Origin of the sequence: Psychrobacter coccoides, assembly GCF_017498085.1 — a bacterium.
Classification (GTDB): Bacteria; Pseudomonadota; Gammaproteobacteria; order Pseudomonadales; family Moraxellaceae; genus Psychrobacter; species Psychrobacter coccoides.
In genome coordinates, this window is the sequence record NZ_JAGBKM010000010.1 from 49,984 (window position 1) to 69,052 (window position 19,069).

The window sequence follows — 19,069 nt, forward strand, 5'->3', positions numbered from 1 at the left end:
GTGAGGTTCATCATGCGCAAAATTCCTGTCTACTCCCACCCTGCCGCTGGTTGGCCTGCGCTGATATCTTCTACTCGCAAACTAATGGATTACAAGGCTTTTTTGCGTGGCAGTGTCAGCGTCCTCAAAAGCAATCAGCCGAAAGGAGGCTTTGACTGTCCCGGCTGCGCTTGGCCAGATCATAAGTCACATAAAAGCATTGATGTCTGCGAAAACGGCATTAAGGTCATCGCCAGTGAGACCATGACCACCAAAGCTGATGCGCAGTTTTTTGCGCGGCATACGGTGAGTGAACTGCAAGGCTGGTCGGGCTACGAGCTTGAACACAGCGGCCGTTTGTCAGAGCCTCTCGCTTATGATGCGACGCAAGATCGTTATGTACCTATCTCTTGGGAGGCTGCCTATCGGCGTATTGCAGAGCAACTACAGCAGCTTGATACGCCCGATGAAGCGCTGTTTTATACCTCAGGCCGTGTCACCAACGAACCAGCTTTTATGTATCAGCTGTTTGTACGCTGCTTTGGTACCAACAACCTACCTGATTGCTCAAACATGTGTCACGAGCCCACCTCTGTCGTACTTGGTAGACAGCTTGGCGTTGGCAAGGCAACGGTCATGTTAGAAGACTTTGAGCAAGCCAAATTGATATTGATGTTTGGTCAAAACCCGGCGACCAACCACCCACGGATGCTAGAGATGCTGGCTCATGCTCAAAGCCAAGGCTGCCGAATCATTTCGATTAATCCTATGCGTGAACAGGGTCTCACTGCTTTTAGAAACCCGCAAAAGCCTACCCATATGGCAGCAGGACAAAGCGACAATGTGGTCAATGAAGTCATTCAAATCCAAATCGGTGGTGATACCGCTTTGTTGACAGGGCTTGCCAAATGGCTCATTGAAAATGATAAAATTGATAACGACTTTATTGCCACTCATACCTCAGGTTTTGAGCCTTTAAAGCAGTGGCTGATAGAACAATCATGGACAGATATCGAGCAAGGTTCTGGTATTGCTCAGGCTGATATCGTCGAGATTGCAAAGCTGGTGGCTGAGAGCCCAGCGACGATTTGCACCTGGGGTATGGGCATCACTCAGCACGTACAAGGCGATGATAATGTGGCGATGATTACCAACTTGCTGCTACTAATGGGGATGATTGGTATCGACGGTGCAGGTGCCTCTCCAGTCCGTGGTCACTCCAACGTACAAGGCGATCGCACCATGGGCATTCATGAACGCCCTGCTCAAAGCTTACTTGATAATTTAGAGCGTGTTTTTGAGCGTCCCATGCCACAAGAGGATGGGTTTGATGTCGTCTCTGGCGCCAAAGCCTTGATCGCAGGCAAGCTCAAAGTCTTTATGGCTATGGGTGGTAATTATGCCGTTGCTGCCCCTGATACTAGCGCCATTCAACAAGCCTTAACCACCACCCAGCTTAATATCTTTGTAGGCACTAAGCTCAATGAAACCATGCTGTATCCAGGTGCAAACAATCTGATCTTGCCTTGCCTAGGCCGCACTGAACGCACCGTGACGGCCAAAGGCGAGCAGTTTGCGACTATCGAAGATTCTATGTGTCAGATAGTGCCTACTCAGGGCAGTCTTAAGCCTGTTAGCGATAGGTTAAAGTCCGAAGCGCAGATTGTGGCAGACATTGCCACTCATGTACTTGCCGCTGAATCATCAATCCCGTGGCAAGCCATGAGCGAGGATTTTGATGTTATTCGTGATTACATCGCCCAAGCGATCGATGGGTTTGAAGACTTCAACGAGCGTATACGTGCTACTGAGCGTGGCTTTCATTTATATCATCCAGCGCGCCATCGAGTGTGGAATACTGACAGTGGTAAAGCCCAGTTTGAAGTGCCGCAATACCCAATCACCTATGTCGCCGCACAAATGGCAAATATGACTTTGAACACTAGAGATGGCACAAAACAAAACGACCAAATTAAAAGCGATCCAAACCCGCATCAAAAAGTTTGGCAATTAACCAGCGTCCGTAGTCATGATCAATTTAATACCATGATCTTTGGCTATCAAGATCGCTATCGTCAAACAGACCGCCGTGATGTGCTGTTTATGCATCCAGATGAGATGAGCCGCTTAGGGTGGCAAAAAGGCGATAGCGTTATGGTATCGCGTCAAGCCAGCACTAATAGCGCAAACGATACAGACAGCACAGAGCAACCACGTACCTTAGGCCCATTGATTCTGACTGAGATGGATATCGCCTCTAATGCCGTTGCTGCATACTACCCTGAATGCAATGATTTATTTGACCTAGATACTCATGCACCAGATTCCCATATACCCGCATATAAATCGACAACCGTCGTCTTAGAGCGTGTTGATGCAAATACAGGCATGGCTGACCCTGCCTAGTAACCGTCAATTAATCAATAAAAGGGCAATGATGATAGCTGAAAATAATGTGGAATATGACCCAGCATATAGTGATCGATTGTTGGTAGATAGCGTAGCAAATAACGCATCAGCTCAGACGTCACCACAGACGATAGAGTCTGCTGTGGCCCCGCTTGCACGTTACCACTTGGCGCATCAGCACTATTATCCATTAGACAGTGAGAGTAGTCATGACATGGTGTCAGCCGATACTCGCAGGGTTAATATCGAATATCAGCACCCCAGCCTAGCCGTAGAGGCAGCAGTCGCTATCGTTATCAATGGTATTCACTACGCCGTATTAATGGCCAGTCCTCATCAGTTAGAGTATTTGGCGGTTGGTTTTCTGTTTAGTGAAGGCTTAATCCAGCACAGTTACGAGCTGCTTGACTGGGACGTCATTCCGCTCAATGACATTACAGATTATCAGCAGCTTTTTCATGACCCCTCTACCCAAAGCTTAATAGATGACAACTCGCCAGATAAAAATATCGAATCATCAGCGCTGGCACAGGACTTAACGCAACTGCAAGACTATGATATCTATCTGGTCAACCTTACCATCAGCCAACGCTGCCATCAGCGTATTCAAGCGCAAAGACGTCAGCTTGCAGGGCGTACTGGATGCGGTATGTGTGGCATCACTGGACTGACACAAGCATTGCCTGATCTAAGTGCTTATCATCGTCACGACATACAGCAAGTAGACACGAGCCGTCCTAGTCTTGATTATCTATTAAACATACGGCAACAAGTGGACGTCATGCAGCACACACACCAACTAACTGGTGCGGTACATGCTGCAGCCACTTTGCATAAGCAACAGCTGTATCTATTTGAAGACGTAGGACGTCACAATGCATTAGATAAGCTGATCGGCTGGCAGCTGCGCCATAACATAAAGATAAGCTGTGTGGTTATGACTTCACGCCTATCCATCGAGCTGGTACAAAAATCCATTCGTGGGCGCATCCCTTGGTTAGTTGGAATGTCCGCGCCTACCAGTACCGCGGTGCGTGTGGCTGAAAGATATAGCTTGGGCTTGGCTGGGTTTTTACGTGATGACAGAGTGACTTACTACACAGGTCATTAGACCATAGATGTCATAATAAAAAGATCGAGACAGTCATCGAAACAACCAATGTCTCGATCTTTTTTTATAGATTCAAACCATGACGCTTAGCTAAAAATTATTGCCAAACCCGTGCTCAATTGTTGGCATACTGACCACATGATACTGGCTGCCAATAAAACTCGGTAGCTTGGAAGCTATCACCACGGAGCTTCCCTTCATAACCGTTATCGAAGATGATTTTATAAAGACAGGTTTCTATATTGTCATTGCTATCATAGAACTTGAGGATATAGTCCCATTCACGAGCATTAAACCCTTCTTGAAAATGCGGCGCGCCAATGACTTGATAAATCTCTTCCTTGGTGAACCCAGCTTTAATCTTGGCAATATCATTCTGCTCAACGATTTTTCCCTCTTTTTGCCATGCTGAATGCTGCTCAGGAAACACCACATCCTCGGGATTGACAGAGCCCTGTTGAGCACCAGGACTTAAGTGCCAAGTACAACCCGTTGCAGCGAATAACAGCGCGGTAGCCAGCAATCCATGTCGATATAAACTATGTTGATATATAGATACGTTCATTTTTTATTCCTTAGTATGTCATCAGTAGTATGTTTTGAGTGATCCGACAGCACCTGCTGTTTGAGCACAGATGCTGCAGTAAAATGCTTAATTGAATTAAAAGTGGAAACCTGCGCCGATAGCGCCACCAGCATTACCTTGAGTATCTGCTGTTCCATTTATCTTCATCACCCAGCGGCCATTGTCTGAGACTCTCGAAACACCGATAGCAACGGCACTCTCACCATTGTATGAGGCAATACCGCCACCTATCATAGACTTGCCTGCAATATTCGCTTGTGGCAGTGAAGACATTGCCATTGCTGCTGAAATACCCGCATTCGCATCGTCTTCCACATCGTCAATTCGATATCCTAGCGAGTTGACTCTATCATTAAGTTTTGAGTCCATATTAGCGATCTCGCTATTAATCAACCTATCAATCGTATCGAACTGGTTGTTGAGCTGGCCTCTATTCACAGCATCATTATCATTGACCCCGTCAGCGACCCCAGTAATTACTTTGCCACCTGCATTGATACCATCAGTTGTCATACTAGGGCCACCTGCGATAGTGACACCATTATTGTTAATCGTCGTATTACCAGCGACAACGCTATTAGTTGTCACGCTATCGATATTGATGTTGCCATTTAGGTCAAACCTAATACTGCTACCTGCTGCCGTAGTTGTGATGTTATTACCGCCTACAAAACCAAGTACGCTATCATCACCTATAGGCTTATTGATAACATCACCACTATCTGCACCAAAATTGAGACCAGCATCAAGCTTGTCAGTATTGTTTTGGATGTTGGTAGTATTGGTTTCAATCTTTTGATTGATCACAATACTACCTTCTTCAATAGAAGTAACGACGTCATGTAACTGTCCACCATTTACCGCATCCTTACTATCTGCTGCGACAGTACCATCTGCAACATTGGTAATTTTATTACCTGCTACATCAACTTTGGTTTTAGTAAACGTTGGGCCTCCAGCAATGGTGAGACCATTATTATCAAGAAGGCTGTCACCTGTTTTCACACTGTCTATGACGAGATTTTTATTCAGCTCAAAAGAGATATCATGACTATTTGCCTCCTTAGAGACGGCGATATTGGCATCCTTACTACTGAAGTCAACTGTATCAGTGGGTTTCACGGTACTAACATTGCCGCCTTGAGCGCTGATATCCCAGCCCTTGTTGGCGGTGTCTGCACTGTTTTTGACTTCGTTGAGTTGCTTAACATTTACAGCATCCATATCATCTTCGCCAGCTGCGACATTGATGATTTTATTACCACCGTTATTTAGGCCACTACTACTGAGTATGACCGTATTATCTGCACCGCCCTGACTGATGAATGTAAAGCCGTCTTGATTCATTAAAGTGTTGCCTATGGTAAAGCGACCCTCTGCACCAAGATCTATATTTTCGGCCAACTTAACGTTGAGATTGCCATCTTCATCAGCGACCACGCCGATATTATTATCAGTCAGTTCAGTGGCACCGCCTTTGATAGACAGCGTGTCACCAAGCTGACGCTTAACGCTGACAGTGGTATCATCACCTGTAAAACTCAAGCCTTTATCTATCGTGGTGTTAATTGCAAATAACTGACTGCCATTGATTGCATCAGTACTATTCGCATCCACTCTTCCTCCTGCAACATTCTTAATCTGGCGTTCAGAACCTACTGAGCCAACTGATACTTGTGCGCCCGCTCTTAGATTATTACTGCTATCCAAGACGTTACCCGCAATATTATAAGTTTCGCTACCAATCGTCATAGTTGTTTCAGAAGTAGCGCCTGATGCCGTCGTAGACCCCTGACCAAGAGCGACTGCGCCCTCAAGAGTGGCCCGTGCGCCACTGCCAAATGCAATAGAATCTTTGGCAGATGCTTTGGTTTGCTCCAAAGTTTGGTATTTTGCGCCTGGTTGACCATAACTATCAGCGGCTTTGTCAATATCTGATGCACCGATAGCAATAGCTCGATAGCCTGTCGCTTGTGTAGAATGACCTATGGCTAAAGAGCCTTTACCGGTTGCGGCAGCGACGTTACCTATTGCTTGGGAGTAATCGCCAGTTGCAACAGACTGTCGACCTATAGATATTGCTGTATTGCCCTGAGAAAGAGCACCCACGCCTATAGCCACCCCAGCGATCTCAGTAGTCGTTGCATATTCACCCAATGCAACACCCAGTGCACGCTCTGTTTTTGAGCCTGTACCAATAGCGACAGACCCAGCATCTTTCCCACGTGGAGCATAAGCCTTTCTATCTGCTTCATCGACGAGCGCTGCATTAGTAGTGTTATCTGTGTAATACGGGTTACCACGATCAGCAATCTTCAATCCACCATGAGCTGTAGATGATGAGCAACCAATGGCAATGTTTTCAGCATTGCTACCTGAGTCTGCTTGAGTGGCATCAGCACAATTGGAGGTAGAAGCCGCTGTACCGAGGCCTATGCCATTATCAACTCCAACAGCAGCATTAGTTTGAGCAGACATGCCAAGTGTGAGACCAATTAAGCTTACCGTAACTAAACTCGAATACAGTACGTTATAGCGTAAGTTATCTTTGTTTTCTATCATATTGTTATCAGAAGTACTTTTAGAGACAGAGCTTGTGCTAGAGTTAACTGTCTTACCACGAGCCCTCGCATATTCAGCAACAGCGGTAAAACAATTAAGCGCCTCGTTCCATATGACTTTATAACTACGATTCATAATATATACTCCCGTACAAATCATCGACTTATCGAACAAAATTTATTAATAGAAGGGAGCAATATTAAAAATGAAATGCTCTATATGTTATAAAGTAACCACTTTTAGCTTCAATATAATTTTTGATAATAGTTCCAAAGGTATCGGAGATATCATATCACATCATATTCATACAACTCCCTATATATATTCATATTACAGGATATATAATAACGAACAATACCATTGGGCCGCTATTAACAACCACCCATCATAATTTCACAGACTATTGTTGATAAAAAAAGCAGTCACTATCTGCATAGCGACTGCTTTTCTGAGAAATAAACTTGATGTTCTAAAAAGAGTTTATGAAGGTATCAGGCTCAACTGGCGTTAACGTGCCAAATAAGCGGTCATATCTTCTATGCCATGCAATGTCATGGGATACATATGGCCATCGACCAATTTTTTGATTTCACCAATCGTTTGTGTGTAGGGCCAATAGGCTTGGTTTTCAGGATTGAGCCAAGCCACTTTATCAAAGTGCGCCAGCACACGTTTTAGCCATACCACACCCGCTTCTTTATTCATATACTCCACACTGCCGCCAACTGAAAACAGCTCGTAAGGCGACATCGATGCATCACCGACGAAGATTACTCGATACTCACGACCATATGTATTCAATAGTTCAAAGGTCGGCATCGGTGCACTGTGGCGACGATTATTGTCCTTCCACACATAATCATAAAGACAGTTATGAAAATAAAAAAACTCTAATGTTTTAAATTCATTTTTGGCCGCAGAAAATAGCTTTTCAAGCGCATCAACATGAATATCCATACTGCCGCCTACATCAAACAGCATCAAGACTTTGACACGGTTACGACGCTCCGCTTGCATGTGAATGTCGAGCACGCCTTTTTTGGCAGTACGTTTGATGGTCTCATGAATATCTAATTCATCGGCACTGCCAGTACGTGCGAACTGGCGCAGATTACGCAGCGCCATCTGGATTTGACGAGTACCCAATAGATTATCATCGTCAAGATTACGATATTTACGCTGTTCCCAGACTTTAACCGCACTGCGTTTACGTGACTCTCCCCCGACACGTACGCCTTCTGGATGGTCGCCATAAGCACCAAAAGGCGAGGTGCCGCCAGTGCCCACCCATTTACTACCGCCTTGATGCCGGTCTTGTTGTTCTTTAAGACGTTCTTCAAGTGCTTTCATCAGCTCTTCGAGCGAACCATACTTCTTTAGCAGTCGCCGCTGCGCTTCGGTCAGGTTTTTGGGATCAAGTTTTAAGTCGAGCCACTCTTGAGGAATATCAGTCAGCTTTGCCATTAGTTCATCAATATCTAGGCTGTCGACCCCCTCAAAATAATCTGCCATCGCTCGATCGAACTTATCAAAATAGCGCTCATCTTTGACCATACATAAGCGAATCAGTCGATACATGTCTTCACGACTGGCGAAGTGACGTAGCTCTGGGTCATCAGGATATTCAGGGTGAGGCTGCATCATTAACCCCTGCTCGAGCGCAGCATTGAGGTCAAGCAGCTCACGGGTACTGACTGGCACGCCATAAGTACGCAAGGTGTAGAAAAGCTTGATAAACATAGTTTTAACCTTAGCGGCGCATCATATTGGCAAAGCGCTGCAATAAGCTGACATCGGCTTCATTTTTAAGAAGTGCGCCATACAGTGGCGGAATAGATTTTTCGCCACGCAGGTTTTCTTCCAGCTCATCTTGTGCCATATCATCAGCCAGCAACAAGGTTAGCCAGTCGACCAACTCTGAGGTTGAAGGCGGTTTTTTAAGACCTTGAATATTGCGCAATTTATAGAAGACATCCAGCGCATCATTAACCAGTTTTTCTTGAATATTGGGAAAATGCACCTCAATGATTTGACGCATGGTTTGCTCATCAGGGAAGTCAATATAGTGAAAAAAACAGCGACGCAAAAACGCATCGGGTAGCTCTTTTTCGTTGTTTGAGGTGATGATGACGACTGGGCGCTGCGCAGCGGTGATGGTCTCACCAGTCTCATAAACATAAAAAGACATCTTATCAAGTTCATGCAGCAAGTCATTGGGAAACTCGATATCGGCTTTATCTACTTCGTCAATCAATAACACACTACGTTGTTCACTGGTAAAGGCTTCCCACAGTTTGCCAGGTTTGATGTAGTTACTGATTTCATAGACCTTATCATCACCCAACTGAGAGTCACGTAAACGTGACACTGCATCATACTCGTATAGCCCTTGCTCTGCTTTGGTAGTCGACTTGATATGCCAGGTAATCAATGGCATTCCCAAGCTTTCGGCGACCTCTTCTGCCAGTAATGTCTTCCCTGTGCCGGGCTCACCTTTGATAAGTAGCGGCTTCTGTAACGTCATAGCAGCATTGACTGCTAACTGTAGATCATCAGTTGCAATATAGCTGCTGGTACCCGTAAAGCTTGGATTTTCGATGTTGTTATTAGTGCTCATGGTTAAATCTCAGTCAGTATAATCAAAAGGTAGATAGGAATTGATATAGAAAATAATGGTTTAGGTTAGCATAGCCTGTGTAAATGCCAAAATACTCATGCGTTCGCAGGTGTTGACGCTATTTGCGTGTTTTGGCTTTTATAAAGCACGCTCATCAGCATAAGACATCAGAAAAAAAGACACGAAAAGTGTCTTTTATCCTGTTATGGTTCGTTTAATGACTGCGTCACTATGAGGCTATGGGGTTACGGCTTATCTGTTTTATCTGCCGTTGTGGTAGTGGCTTTTTCTTTAGCAGAGACGTTGGAGGAAGGAGCGACAACCTCTGATGACGCCTCCGTCTCTAGATCATGACCTGCCGCCAGTTGCAAGTTTGCTTGAGTATCATCAGCAGTATGACGGCGTGCCTTATCTAGACTTGATTCAAAAGCACCACGAATGAGCTGCCAGAGAAAACCGACAAACAAGCCAATGACCAATACCATTAAAATAGGTAAGGAGTTGGCGATAGCAGCTGTGGTATCTTTCATCATAATCGCATAGACAACACTGATACTGGCTGGTGCGATTTGACTTGGGTCTCCAAGGGCAGTACCTGGCGCCAATAATACCGCAAACAACACCATCCAGCTCATACCGCCCAATGGGCGTGGTAGCATGCGGGCAACCAGTATCCATAGAATCAGCACTATAACGCTGCCACCAAGGTAAGCATACATTGGGAGATCTTCGGGCGGCACACCCTTTACCATCTGACTCCACCAAATGACGATCTCACCGAGAAGGTCACTGATTTTATCTAGGGGTAAGCTTTGTAAAATACTTTTTAACCAGTCCATGCGTGTTTAAACACCTGCGTTTATATAGTTAATTCACTCTAAAAACGATACAGTACTGCTGGGATACTGTCTTTTAAAATACAGTTGCGCAGCCTCCGGCGGCGTAGGCACAGCAAGCAAGTAAACATTTTATCAGTAGCACGTGGCGATTAGGGCCTGTTGAATGACTTCAAACGTGCACGTTTGATAAGTGACTAGGACGTGTCATCATTTAGATGGCGAGGCTTAAAATGAAATAAATTGCCGTCAAATACCTATATGTGCTAATTGATGACACGCCCTAGTTTATCATGACTTTATAATAAATAGGCATATGGCTGTATGATTATAAAGTCTGCTAAACGGCCAACTCATCTTGGCCGTTTAGCACATGTGCAAATAGCCACCCATGTACAAATAGCCAGATACCTTCTAACGGCTCTAGTCATAAATACTGCTTTGAGCCTCACGAGCACGCAACTCGGCCTGCCGACGCATGACATCTTGCGGTGGCATTTGTACAAAGTAACCTTGTGACTTTAGCTTTGCCAGCACCTCTTCTTTATCGACACGAGCAAGCTTGGGCGTGCTTTGTAAATCCAGATGCATCACAAACTTACTCGTCCCTAAGCTACGACGAAAGTCTTTTGGCAGTACACCAAGCCAATCCTTAATATCGTCAGTATCATCAGGATAGTCAGGGCGTGCGATGTAAACATACATATCATCATGTTTGGGAAACTTATAAATATCACAATGCATAACTGCTACCTATCCGTCGTTTAAATGAAAAAATCAAAAGTCATAAAATATAGGGTACTAGCCTAGCATAATTTGCCACATAAGCATTAGTGGCTTTACGTTTGGCTATAGTAATTTATATCACAACTGATGCTTGTCAAAGACGCTCGCTATAAAATTATTACGATTAATCGAGCGGATGACTTGTAAAAGCATGATGAACCTTTCATAATAAAAGGGTTTTTCAGGAGAGAGTCTTGTACAGTCGCTATTTGCTACGGCTAAAAGACCACCGAAGGCGCATCCACCCTGCCAATCGCTCAGGTAAAAGGACTGAAAAACACATGTCTACTCGGCTGATATATTCATTTTGCTTACTGAAAAGCATTTTTACTGCTAAATCAGTCATAGTACGGCATAACAAATCTGGAGAGCGATAAGGATAGACAACGCCTTATCCACCGAAGGGGAGAAAACACGACGCTACAGGTTTTGAGCTCATATTGAGTACTTAGCCTTTGAGATAAAGCTATCGTGTTGAAAATCTCAGGTCACAGGACAGATGGGGCTTTTGCTTAAACCGACGTTTGGCGTCTGTTTGGCACACGGCTTTGTTTTTTGTGGCACCTTTTAGCGCAATGTTTGCACCCTGCATACTTGCTTCTCGCTATTGTTACGACGCTTATCGAACACCATACTTATCTTATTTGGTGCTGATGACGTCTACATAAGGATTTGTTATGACCGATACCAATTCTCAAAATACTGACTCTCAAAACACCAACACCCAAGCGCCTCAGCGTACGCCTTTATACCAGTCTCATGTCGATAGCGGTGGCAAAATTGTGGACTTTTCTGGCTGGGAGCTGCCCATTCATTATGGCTCACAAATAGAAGAGCATGAAGCCGTGCGCACTGATGCAGGCATGTTTGACGTCTCACATATGGTCATCGCTGACGTCAAAGGTCCTGATGCCAAAGCATGGTTACAAAAGCTACTGGCAAATGATGTCGACAAGCTCAAAACAGTCGGAAAGGCCTTGTACTCTCCTATGCTTAATGAACAAGGCGGCATCATTGACGACCTTATCGTCTATCTATCGAATGCAGATGAAACCGAATACCGTATCGTCTCGAACGCAGGGACTCGTGACAAAGACATCGCCCACTTCCATAAAACTGCTGCGGGTTTTGATGTTGCCATCACTGAGCGGGACGAGCTTGCTATGCTCGCCGTTCAAGGCCCAAATGCCGTTGCCAAGCTCACCCAAGTCAAGCCAAGCTGGGCTGACATTATCGCTGAGCTCAAGCCTTTTGTTGGTACTGATCTGACTGATCTTGAAGGGCCAGATTGGTTCGTCGCACGTACTGGCTACACTGGCGAAGACGGCGTCGAGGTGATCATGCCTGCTGATGAGGCGGCTGATTTATTCAAACAATTAAAAGCAGCGGGTATCAAGCCTGCTGGACTTGGCGCTCGTGATACTCTGCGTATGGAAGCAGGTATGAACCTGTATGGCCATGATATGGATGAGAACGTCAGCCCTTATGAGTGCAACATGGGCTGGACATTGGCATTAAAAGACGAGCGTGACTTTGTTGGGCGTGAAGCATTGGTGAGCAAGCGCAAACAAGCAAAAGAAGACAATACAGCGATGAAGCAAGTTGGCCTATTGCTGACCACTCGTGGCGTATTGCGTGAAGGCATGGAAGTGACTATTAACCAAGGAGAAGACAATGAGCAAAAAGGCCTCATTACCAGTGGTACTTTCTCTCCTAGCTTAAAGCAATCTATCGCTATCGCCCGTGTGCCTGCCAGCCTATCAGATGATGATAAGGTACAAATCGACTTGCGCGGTAAAGGTAAGTTTGTTGATGCTCGTGTCCTAAAGCTGCCTTTCGTCCGTAATGGCAAGCAGCAGTTTGACTAAATACAACTTTAATTGATAGTGCCTTGTTTTGGTTTTAGTATTGACTAATTTTAAGCAATACTGTTTGATTATGGGTTAACCGATATTTTCGCTGATGCCTTCGGTTAGCCTATCATTCTCATTTTTGATCTTTATCCTCAAAGGAGTACTTTATGAGCAACATCCCAGCAGAACTCAAATATATCGCCAGTCACGAATGGCTGCGCCTAGAAGAAGATGGCACCATCACCGTTGGTATCACGGACCATGCACAAGATGCGCTAGGTGATGTCGTCTACGTCGAGCTACCTGATGTGGAAGATACTATCGCTGTCGACGATGAGATAGCGGTCGTCGAGTCGGTAAAAGCGGCCTCTGACATCTACGCTCCTCTTTCAGGCGAAGTGGTTGCTATTAATGAAGCCCTAGAGGATGATCCAGAAATCATCAACTCAGACCCATATGGTGAAGGCTGGTTCTTTAGAATGAAGCCTGACAATATAGCAGACTACGAAGCCTTAATGACTGCTGAAGAGTACGAAAACGAGCTGTAGGCGATAAATGCCAATACTAATAAGCTGCTGCCGAATCAGTAGCTATATAGCTATATAATCTGTTCAAAATAAAACCGATAGCCTAATGACACATGCTACTGGTATAGGTTTTCTTTACATGCTGCTGCACAAAGGCAGCGATAGCAATGTCAAACGAAGCCACGAAGCCCCCAGTAGCCCCGTATCGGTTTTAAAGCGAACCAACTATAGCGCTTGCAGATATTAGCGGTCTGTTGATATCTGCCTTTAGGTATTACCCATACTTAAGTTCAAACATTCGACTAACTGTCACACGATTTTATGGTCCAAATACTTTGACAACACTACAGTACGACTGGTAGTGGCTCGCAACTAGTGCCTTTAAGTTAATGCCTCTTAATCATAAAGCGGATACTATTAATATGAGTATAGACAAAGCAGACAGAACAGCAGCATCCATTCACACTCCAAATCTACAAGCGTTTCGTGAAGTCGTTGAGTCGCGTCGCTCGGTGCGCCGCTTTACCGATACGCCGATTCCTGATGCCGTGCTCGCTGATTGTTTGCGATTGGCCATGCTCGCCCCAAACTCTAGCAACTTGCAGCCGTGGGAGTTTTACGTCATAGACAGCGTAGACAGCCGAAAACGTGCTATCAAAAACTGCATGAATCAAAACGCCGCAAAAACGTCTGCACGTTTAATCGCTGTGGTGGCACGCACCGATAACTGGCATGATCACGCCAAACAAGTGTTGCGTGAATATCCAGTCAACCCCGTACCAAAAAAAGTCAAGGACTACTATAACAAAGTCGTCACGTTAGACTTCTTACGAGGGCCTGTCAACATCGTCTCCGCTGCTAAATGGGGCACTATTCAAGTGATAAGACGAGCAAAAGGCCCGATCAAATCGCCGTATTATACGTTTGATGATGTCAAAAACTGGGCGACCAACAATGCAGCACTTGCGGCACAAAACCTGATGCTAGCGTTACGTGCGCATGGGTTTGATAGCTGCCCGATGGGCGGCTTTGATGAACCTGCTATGAAAAAGCTGCTTGGACTTGGCGACGATCATCATATTGTCATGATGATAGGTGCAGGCGCACGTGCTGATAATGGTATCTACCATACGCAGTTTCGCTTTGATCCAGATCAGCTTGTACATTACGTATAGATCTGTTTTATATCGTTTTACCTTGCTAAAACCGTCTTTTAGCAAGTTGTTATTTATCAAACTTGTTTTTGCCACACTTACTGTCTTTTTCATCGACTCTATTAAGGAATGTCATGACTACCTCTCAAAACCCGACGCTCGACACCTTTGAAGGTTTATTTAATGAAGCGGAGTTCGTCTACCGTCACTTAGGCTCTAATGATGCTAAGCAGGCTGATTTGCTGGATGCTATTGGTTATAAAGACATGGACAGCTTTATCGATAGTACTGTCCCTGAACCTGTGCGTATGCATAAAGCCTTAAACCTACCTAAAGCGATGAGCGAACATGGCGCACTCGCCAGACTACGAGCGATGGCGGACAATATTACTGTCAATAAAAGCTATATCGGTCAAGGTTACTCACCGGTACGTATGCCTGCCGTCATTCAGCGCAACGTCCTAGAAAATCCAGGCTGGTATACCGCTTATACCCCTTATCAAGCTGAGATTGCCCAAGGTCGCCTTGAAGCACTATTAAACTTCCAGCAAGTATGTATCGACCTAACTGGCCTTGAGCTGGCTGGTGCTTCACTACTAGACGAAGCGACTGCAGCCGCTGAAGCGATGGCCATGTCAAAGCGCATGAGCAAAAGCAAATCTACGCAGTTTTTTGTCGATGAGCGCATATACCCACAAACCCTAGACGTGATTCGTACTCGTGCCAAATACTTTGGCTGGGAAGTGGTCGTCGGTGACTTTGAAACCGCCAAGTCTGGTGATTACTTCGGCGCCCTATTTCAGTATGTCGGTAAAGAAGGCGATGTCAAAGACTTAACCGATGTCATCAGCGCTGTAAAGCAAAACAAAACTTACACCTCAGTCGTCAGCGACATTATGAGCTTAGTTCTGCTAAAATCACCTGCTGATATGGGCGCTGATGTGGCATTAGGAAGCACCCAGCGCTTTGGTATCCCTATGGGCTTTGGTGGTCCACATGCCGCTTACTTTGCTTTCACTGATAAAGCCAAACGCTCAGCGCCTGGTCGCATCATCGGAGTCTCCAAAGACGCGCAAGGCAATACCGCTCTACGTATGGCTTTGCAAACTCGTGAGCAGCATATCCGCCGCGAAAAAGCCAACTCAAACATCTGTACCTCACAAGTACTGCTGGCCAACCTAGCAGGTATGTATGCCGTCTATCATGGCCCAACAGGCGTCAAGCGCATCGCTACTCGTATCCATGCGATGGCTACCGCTTTTGCTGATGTGATTAAAAACAACAGCGATTCATTAAATGTGGTACATGATCAATTTTTTGATACCGTCGTCGTTGATTGCGGCTCAGAAAAACTGGCCACCCAAATCTTTGAAAATGCAGATAATATCGGCTTTAACTTATGGCGGATCGACCACACCAAAATCAGCGTCTCCTTTAGTGAAGTGAGTAACCAAGAGGACTTTAATGTCCTAACTCAGTTGTTTGTCAATAAAGCGCACGACTTGCCTGCAAAAGCGACCGTTTCACTCAATGCAGAGCACCTGCGCACTGACGACATCTTAACGCACCCTGTGTTTAACTCACATCACACCGAACATGAGATGCTACGCTACCTAAAGACCCTCGAAGACAGAGATTTGGCGATGAACCGCAGCATGATCTCTTTGGGTAGCTGTACCATGAAACTTAATGCCACCAGCGAGATGCTACCTATTACTTGGCCTGAGTTTGCCAACGTGCACCCCTTTGCGCCGCGCGATCAAGTCACCGGCTATATCTCAATGATTGATAGCTTACAAGAGCAGCTAAAAGCCATCACAGGATTTGATGAGATCTCCATGCAACCCAACTCTGGGGCGTCAGGTGAATACGCAGGCTTGCTTGCTATTCGCCGCTATCACGCATCATTGGGTGAGACTGAGCGTGATGTTTGTTTGATTCCTCAATCGGCACACGGCACCAACCCTGCTACCGCAATCATGATGGGTATGAAAGTGGTGGTGGTCAAGACTGACGACAATGGTAACGTCGATATCGAGGACCTCACTGCCAAATGTGAGGAGCATAGCGACAATCTAGGCGCATTGATGATTACATACCCATCTACACATGGCGTGTTTGAAGAAGGTATCCGTGATATCTGTGATCTCATTCATAAACATGGCGGTCAGGTCTACATGGACGGCGCCAATATGAACGCTCAAGTGGGCATCATGCAACCTGCTGATGTCGGTGCCGATGTCTTGCACATGAACTTGCACAAAACGTTCTGTATTCCACATGGCGGCGGCGGTCCTGGTATGGGTCCTATCGGTATGCAGGCGCATCTAGCCCCTTTTATCGCCAACCATACGATTAGCCCTGTACATAATGCGCAAAACGACTGCTCAGCAGTATCAGCAGCCCCTTATGGCTCAGCGAGCATCTTGCCAATCTCATGGATGTATATCGCCATGATGGGACGTGACGGTTTACTTGAAGCCACCAAGCTTGCATTGCTAAACGCCAACTATGTTGCCGATCAGCTTAAAGACGACTACCCTGTTTTGTATACGGGTAAAAACGGTCGTGTGGCGCACGAATGTATCATCGATATTCGTCCGCTCAAAGAAGAGACTGGCATCACAGAAAGCGATATTGCTAAGCGTTTGATGGACTATGGTTTCCACTCACCGACCATGAGCTTCCCAGTAGCAGGCACCTTGATGATCGAGCCAACAGAATCTGAGTCTAAAGAAGAGATAGATCGCTTTATCAGTGCACTTAAATCTATCAAAGCGGAAGCCATGAAAGCCAAAGCAGGCGAGGACGGTTGGACGCTAGAGGACAACCCTTTGGTCAATGCGCCGCACACGGAAGCGGTTATTACTGCTGATGAGTGGGCACATCCATACAGTCGTGACACTGCTGCATTCCCACTGCCATATGTGCGTCAGAACAAATTCTGGCCATCAGTCGGCCGTGTCGATGATGTCTATGGTGACAAGAACCTAATGTGTTCTTGCCCAGGTATCGAAAACTACATGTAGTCTTCGGTAGTGACAGATGCAAACTTTAATCTGTTATAAGTAAAAGAAAAACCTCCAAGTCAGCGCTGATTTGGAGGTTTTTTGATATGACCCGTATAATTATCAATAATTAGAGTGCTACCCGGCTTCTCACTCTCAAAGCACCACCAGCATTCTACGGAATGAAATATCATGTTTACCAGTCTATTGTCTAATAATACGCCGCCAACTGAGCCTGACACCTCAGAACCCTTCATCCTGCTTGTTCATGGACTACATCAAAGTGCGCTGTATATGGAGTTTTTGGCCAAAAAACTGCAAAACCATGGGTTTCATACGTTTAGTTTTGATTATGATAGCTTGGGTGAGACCCTTGACCAACATAGTGATGGCTTAAACGATTGGCTAGAAACCCACCACGACCCACAGGTGACCGTAAATATGGTGGGGCATAGTTTGGGTGGCTTGGTGATCAGAGACTTCATCGCTCGCTATTCACAATGGCAGATTGGCCGCTGCGTCACTCTAGGGACACCGCACAGCGGTAGTATCAAAGCGAAATACATCAAAGATCTAATACCCCCTCTGATTGGTAAGTCTTACGAAAAATCTTTAGACGGCAATATAGCACCCCTAAAAAAAGGAATTTGTATGGGCGTCATTGCAGGCAATGTCCCTAATAACCTGAGTCAAGTGGTTTTGGTGTATCATGGCTATCAGGCCAAACTGACTCTCGATGAACGTGAGCACGATGGCGCGGTTTTTGTCTATGAGACACGGCTGCCAAGCGCTGCAGATCATATTGTTTTGCCGGTCTCACATATGGAGATGCTAGTAGATGATACAGTCGCCTATCAGACCGCTTACTTTTTAAAGCAGGGCAAATTTAAGAGATAGTTTTATAGCATCTGTTGTAAAATGTGGTAGCTATATCCACCAATTTCACCAAAAACCTTGGATTAAACATGAGCAAAAAAAACCAGGTGATTCTTATCCATGGTCTACACCAAGCACCCTTTATCATGCGCCCTATGGCCAAGCGCCTACAAACACAAGGGTTTGGTACGCATCGATATGGCTATCGCAGTATGCGTGATGGTATCAAGACCAACAGCGCTCGCCTCAATAGTTGGCTTGAAGCCAACCACCATCCTGAGCAGATGATAGACTTAGTAGCACATAGCTTAGGTGGGTTAATTGTTCGTGACTTTATTTATAATTATCCACAGTGGCAGATTGGGCGCTGTGTGACACTTGGCACCCCGCACAATGGCAGTGTCTGCGCAGATTATGTCTGGCAACTCACACCAGCGATCGTCGGCAAGTCATATGAAAACGCCTTAGATGGCAGCGTGGCGCCGCTACCTGAGCACATAGAGTTGGGCGTCATTGCGGGCAATAAACCCCAAGGATTGGGACAGCCGTTTTTGAGTTATCATAATCGTAAGCAACATAAGGCAGGCTCGGTACTGACAGATGATGAACTGGCTCACGATGGCACGGTGTACGTCTCAGAGACCAAGCTGGACGCTGCAAGCGACCATCTGATTATGCCCGTTACGCATACGGGTATGCTGATCAATAAAGAGGTCGCTTGGCAGACAGCACATTTCTTAAAAAACGGACAGTTTAAACGTTAAT

At 45.6% G+C, this 19,069-nt stretch carries 14 protein-coding genes and 2 riboswitches; of the genes, 8 read left to right on the forward strand and 6 right to left on the reverse strand.

What is annotated here, in order from left to right; all coding sequences use genetic code 11:
• Positions 1–12: 12 nt before the first annotated feature.
• Complete coding sequence (locus J3492_RS06955) at positions 13–2,385, forward strand: FdhF/YdeP family oxidoreductase (RefSeq protein WP_207991085.1); 2,373 nt, start codon at positions 13–15, stop codon at positions 2,383–2,385.
• Positions 2,354–3,499, forward strand: a complete 1,146-nt coding sequence (locus tag J3492_RS06960; protein WP_243453151.1) for a formate dehydrogenase accessory sulfurtransferase FdhD — start codon at positions 2,354–2,356, stop codon at positions 3,497–3,499. The genes J3492_RS06955 and J3492_RS06960 overlap by 32 nt, the downstream gene beginning before the upstream one ends.
• 115 nt (positions 3,500–3,614) lie before the next feature.
• Here J3492_RS06960 and J3492_RS06965 read toward each other — a convergent pair whose 3' ends face one another.
• From J3492_RS06965 to J3492_RS06990, 6 genes are all read right to left on the reverse strand, one after another.
• Entirely contained in the window at positions 3,615–4,064 is a 450-nt protein-coding gene (locus J3492_RS06965) for an outer membrane protein assembly factor BamE (RefSeq protein ID WP_207991086.1), read from the reverse strand.
• Positions 4,065–4,160: 96 nt separating this feature from the next.
• Positions 4,161–6,782: a YadA family autotransporter adhesin gene (locus J3492_RS06970; RefSeq protein WP_207991087.1), complete on the reverse strand. Its 2,622-nt coding sequence runs from the start codon at positions 6,780–6,782 to the stop codon at positions 4,161–4,163.
• A gap of 372 nt (positions 6,783–7,154) precedes the next feature.
• Positions 7,155–8,387: a vWA domain-containing protein gene (locus J3492_RS06975; RefSeq protein WP_207991088.1), complete on the reverse strand. Its 1,233-nt coding sequence runs from the start codon at positions 8,385–8,387 to the stop codon at positions 7,155–7,157.
• 10 nt (positions 8,388–8,397) lie between these two features.
• Complete coding sequence (locus J3492_RS06980) at positions 8,398–9,264, reverse strand: AAA family ATPase (protein WP_207991089.1); 867 nt, start codon at positions 9,262–9,264, stop codon at positions 8,398–8,400.
• 245 nt (positions 9,265–9,509) lie between these two features.
• Positions 9,510–10,103 (reverse strand): hypothetical protein, encoded by a 594-nt coding sequence (locus tag J3492_RS06985; protein ID WP_243453152.1) that lies wholly within the window; start codon positions 10,101–10,103, stop codon positions 9,510–9,512.
• 420 nt (positions 10,104–10,523) lie between these two features.
• Positions 10,524–10,844 (reverse strand): YcgL domain-containing protein, encoded by a 321-nt coding sequence (locus J3492_RS06990; protein ID WP_207991090.1) that lies wholly within the window; start codon positions 10,842–10,844, stop codon positions 10,524–10,526.
• Between the two features lie 214 nt (positions 10,845–11,058).
• A riboswitch (glycine riboswitch) is annotated at positions 11,059–11,169 on the forward strand.
• A gap of 70 nt (positions 11,170–11,239) precedes the next feature.
• Positions 11,240–11,395, forward strand: a riboswitch (glycine riboswitch).
• A 168-nt stretch (positions 11,396–11,563) separates the two neighbouring features.
• On the opposite strand from J3492_RS06990, the gene gcvT reads away from it, so the two are divergent.
• The 6 genes from gcvT (at position 11,564) to J3492_RS07020 (ending at position 19,068) form a co-directional block, all read left to right on the forward strand.
• Positions 11,564–12,754 carry a glycine cleavage system aminomethyltransferase GcvT gene (gene gcvT, locus J3492_RS06995; RefSeq protein ID WP_207991091.1) on the forward strand — a complete coding sequence of 397 codons (1,191 nt, stop codon included), beginning with the start codon at positions 11,564–11,566 and terminating at the stop codon, positions 12,752–12,754.
• A gap of 152 nt (positions 12,755–12,906) precedes the next feature.
• A complete protein-coding gene (gene gcvH, locus J3492_RS07000; protein WP_207991092.1) occupies positions 12,907–13,287 on the forward strand; it encodes a glycine cleavage system protein GcvH in 381 nt (126 codons plus the stop codon).
• Positions 13,288–13,688: 401 nt separating this feature from the next.
• Positions 13,689–14,441 (forward strand): nitroreductase family protein, encoded by a 753-nt coding sequence (locus J3492_RS07005; RefSeq protein ID WP_207991093.1) that lies wholly within the window; start codon positions 13,689–13,691, stop codon positions 14,439–14,441.
• Between the two features lie 113 nt (positions 14,442–14,554).
• Positions 14,555–17,449 (forward strand): aminomethyl-transferring glycine dehydrogenase, encoded by a 2,895-nt coding sequence (gene gcvP / locus J3492_RS07010; RefSeq protein WP_207991094.1) that lies wholly within the window; start codon positions 14,555–14,557, stop codon positions 17,447–17,449.
• A 171-nt stretch (positions 17,450–17,620) separates the two neighbouring features.
• Positions 17,621–18,325, forward strand: coding sequence for an alpha/beta fold hydrolase (locus J3492_RS07015; RefSeq protein WP_207991095.1), 705 nt, complete (start codon positions 17,621–17,623; stop codon positions 18,323–18,325).
• Between the two features lie 68 nt (positions 18,326–18,393).
• Positions 18,394–19,068 (forward strand): esterase/lipase family protein, encoded by a 675-nt coding sequence (locus J3492_RS07020; protein WP_207991096.1) that lies wholly within the window; start codon positions 18,394–18,396, stop codon positions 19,066–19,068.
• Position 19,069 lies beyond the last annotated feature (1 nt).

Bases quoted from the DNA above. Each gene is read 5' to 3' on its own strand.
- J3492_RS06955 (WP_207991085.1), top strand. From the start codon at position 13: ATGCGCAAAATTCCTGTCTACTCCCACCCTGCCGCTGGTTGGCCTGCG.
- J3492_RS06960 (WP_243453151.1), top strand. From the start codon at position 2,354: ATGCAAATACAGGCATGGCTGACCCTGCCTAGTAACCGTCAATTAATC.
- J3492_RS06965 (WP_207991086.1), bottom strand. From the start codon at position 4,064: ATGAACGTATCTATATATCAACATAGTTTATATCGACATGGATTGCTG.
- J3492_RS06970 (WP_207991087.1), bottom strand. From the start codon at position 6,782: ATGAATCGTAGTTATAAAGTCATATGGAACGAGGCGCTTAATTGTTTT.
- J3492_RS06975 (WP_207991088.1), bottom strand. From the start codon at position 8,387: ATGTTTATCAAGCTTTTCTACACCTTGCGTACTTATGGCGTGCCAGTC.
- J3492_RS06980 (WP_207991089.1), bottom strand. From the start codon at position 9,264: ATGAGCACTAATAACAACATCGAAAATCCAAGCTTTACGGGTACCAGC.
- J3492_RS06985 (WP_243453152.1), bottom strand. From the start codon at position 10,103: ATGGACTGGTTAAAAAGTATTTTACAAAGCTTACCCCTAGATAAAATC.
- J3492_RS06990 (WP_207991090.1), bottom strand. From the start codon at position 10,844: ATGCATTGTGATATTTATAAGTTTCCCAAACATGATGATATGTATGTT.
- gcvT (WP_207991091.1), top strand. From the start codon at position 11,564: ATGACCGATACCAATTCTCAAAATACTGACTCTCAAAACACCAACACC.
- gcvH (WP_207991092.1), top strand. From the start codon at position 12,907: ATGAGCAACATCCCAGCAGAACTCAAATATATCGCCAGTCACGAATGG.
- J3492_RS07005 (WP_207991093.1), top strand. From the start codon at position 13,689: ATGAGTATAGACAAAGCAGACAGAACAGCAGCATCCATTCACACTCCA.
- gcvP (WP_207991094.1), top strand. From the start codon at position 14,555: ATGACTACCTCTCAAAACCCGACGCTCGACACCTTTGAAGGTTTATTT.
- J3492_RS07015 (WP_207991095.1), top strand. From the start codon at position 17,621: ATGTTTACCAGTCTATTGTCTAATAATACGCCGCCAACTGAGCCTGAC.
- J3492_RS07020 (WP_207991096.1), top strand. From the start codon at position 18,394: ATGAGCAAAAAAAACCAGGTGATTCTTATCCATGGTCTACACCAAGCA.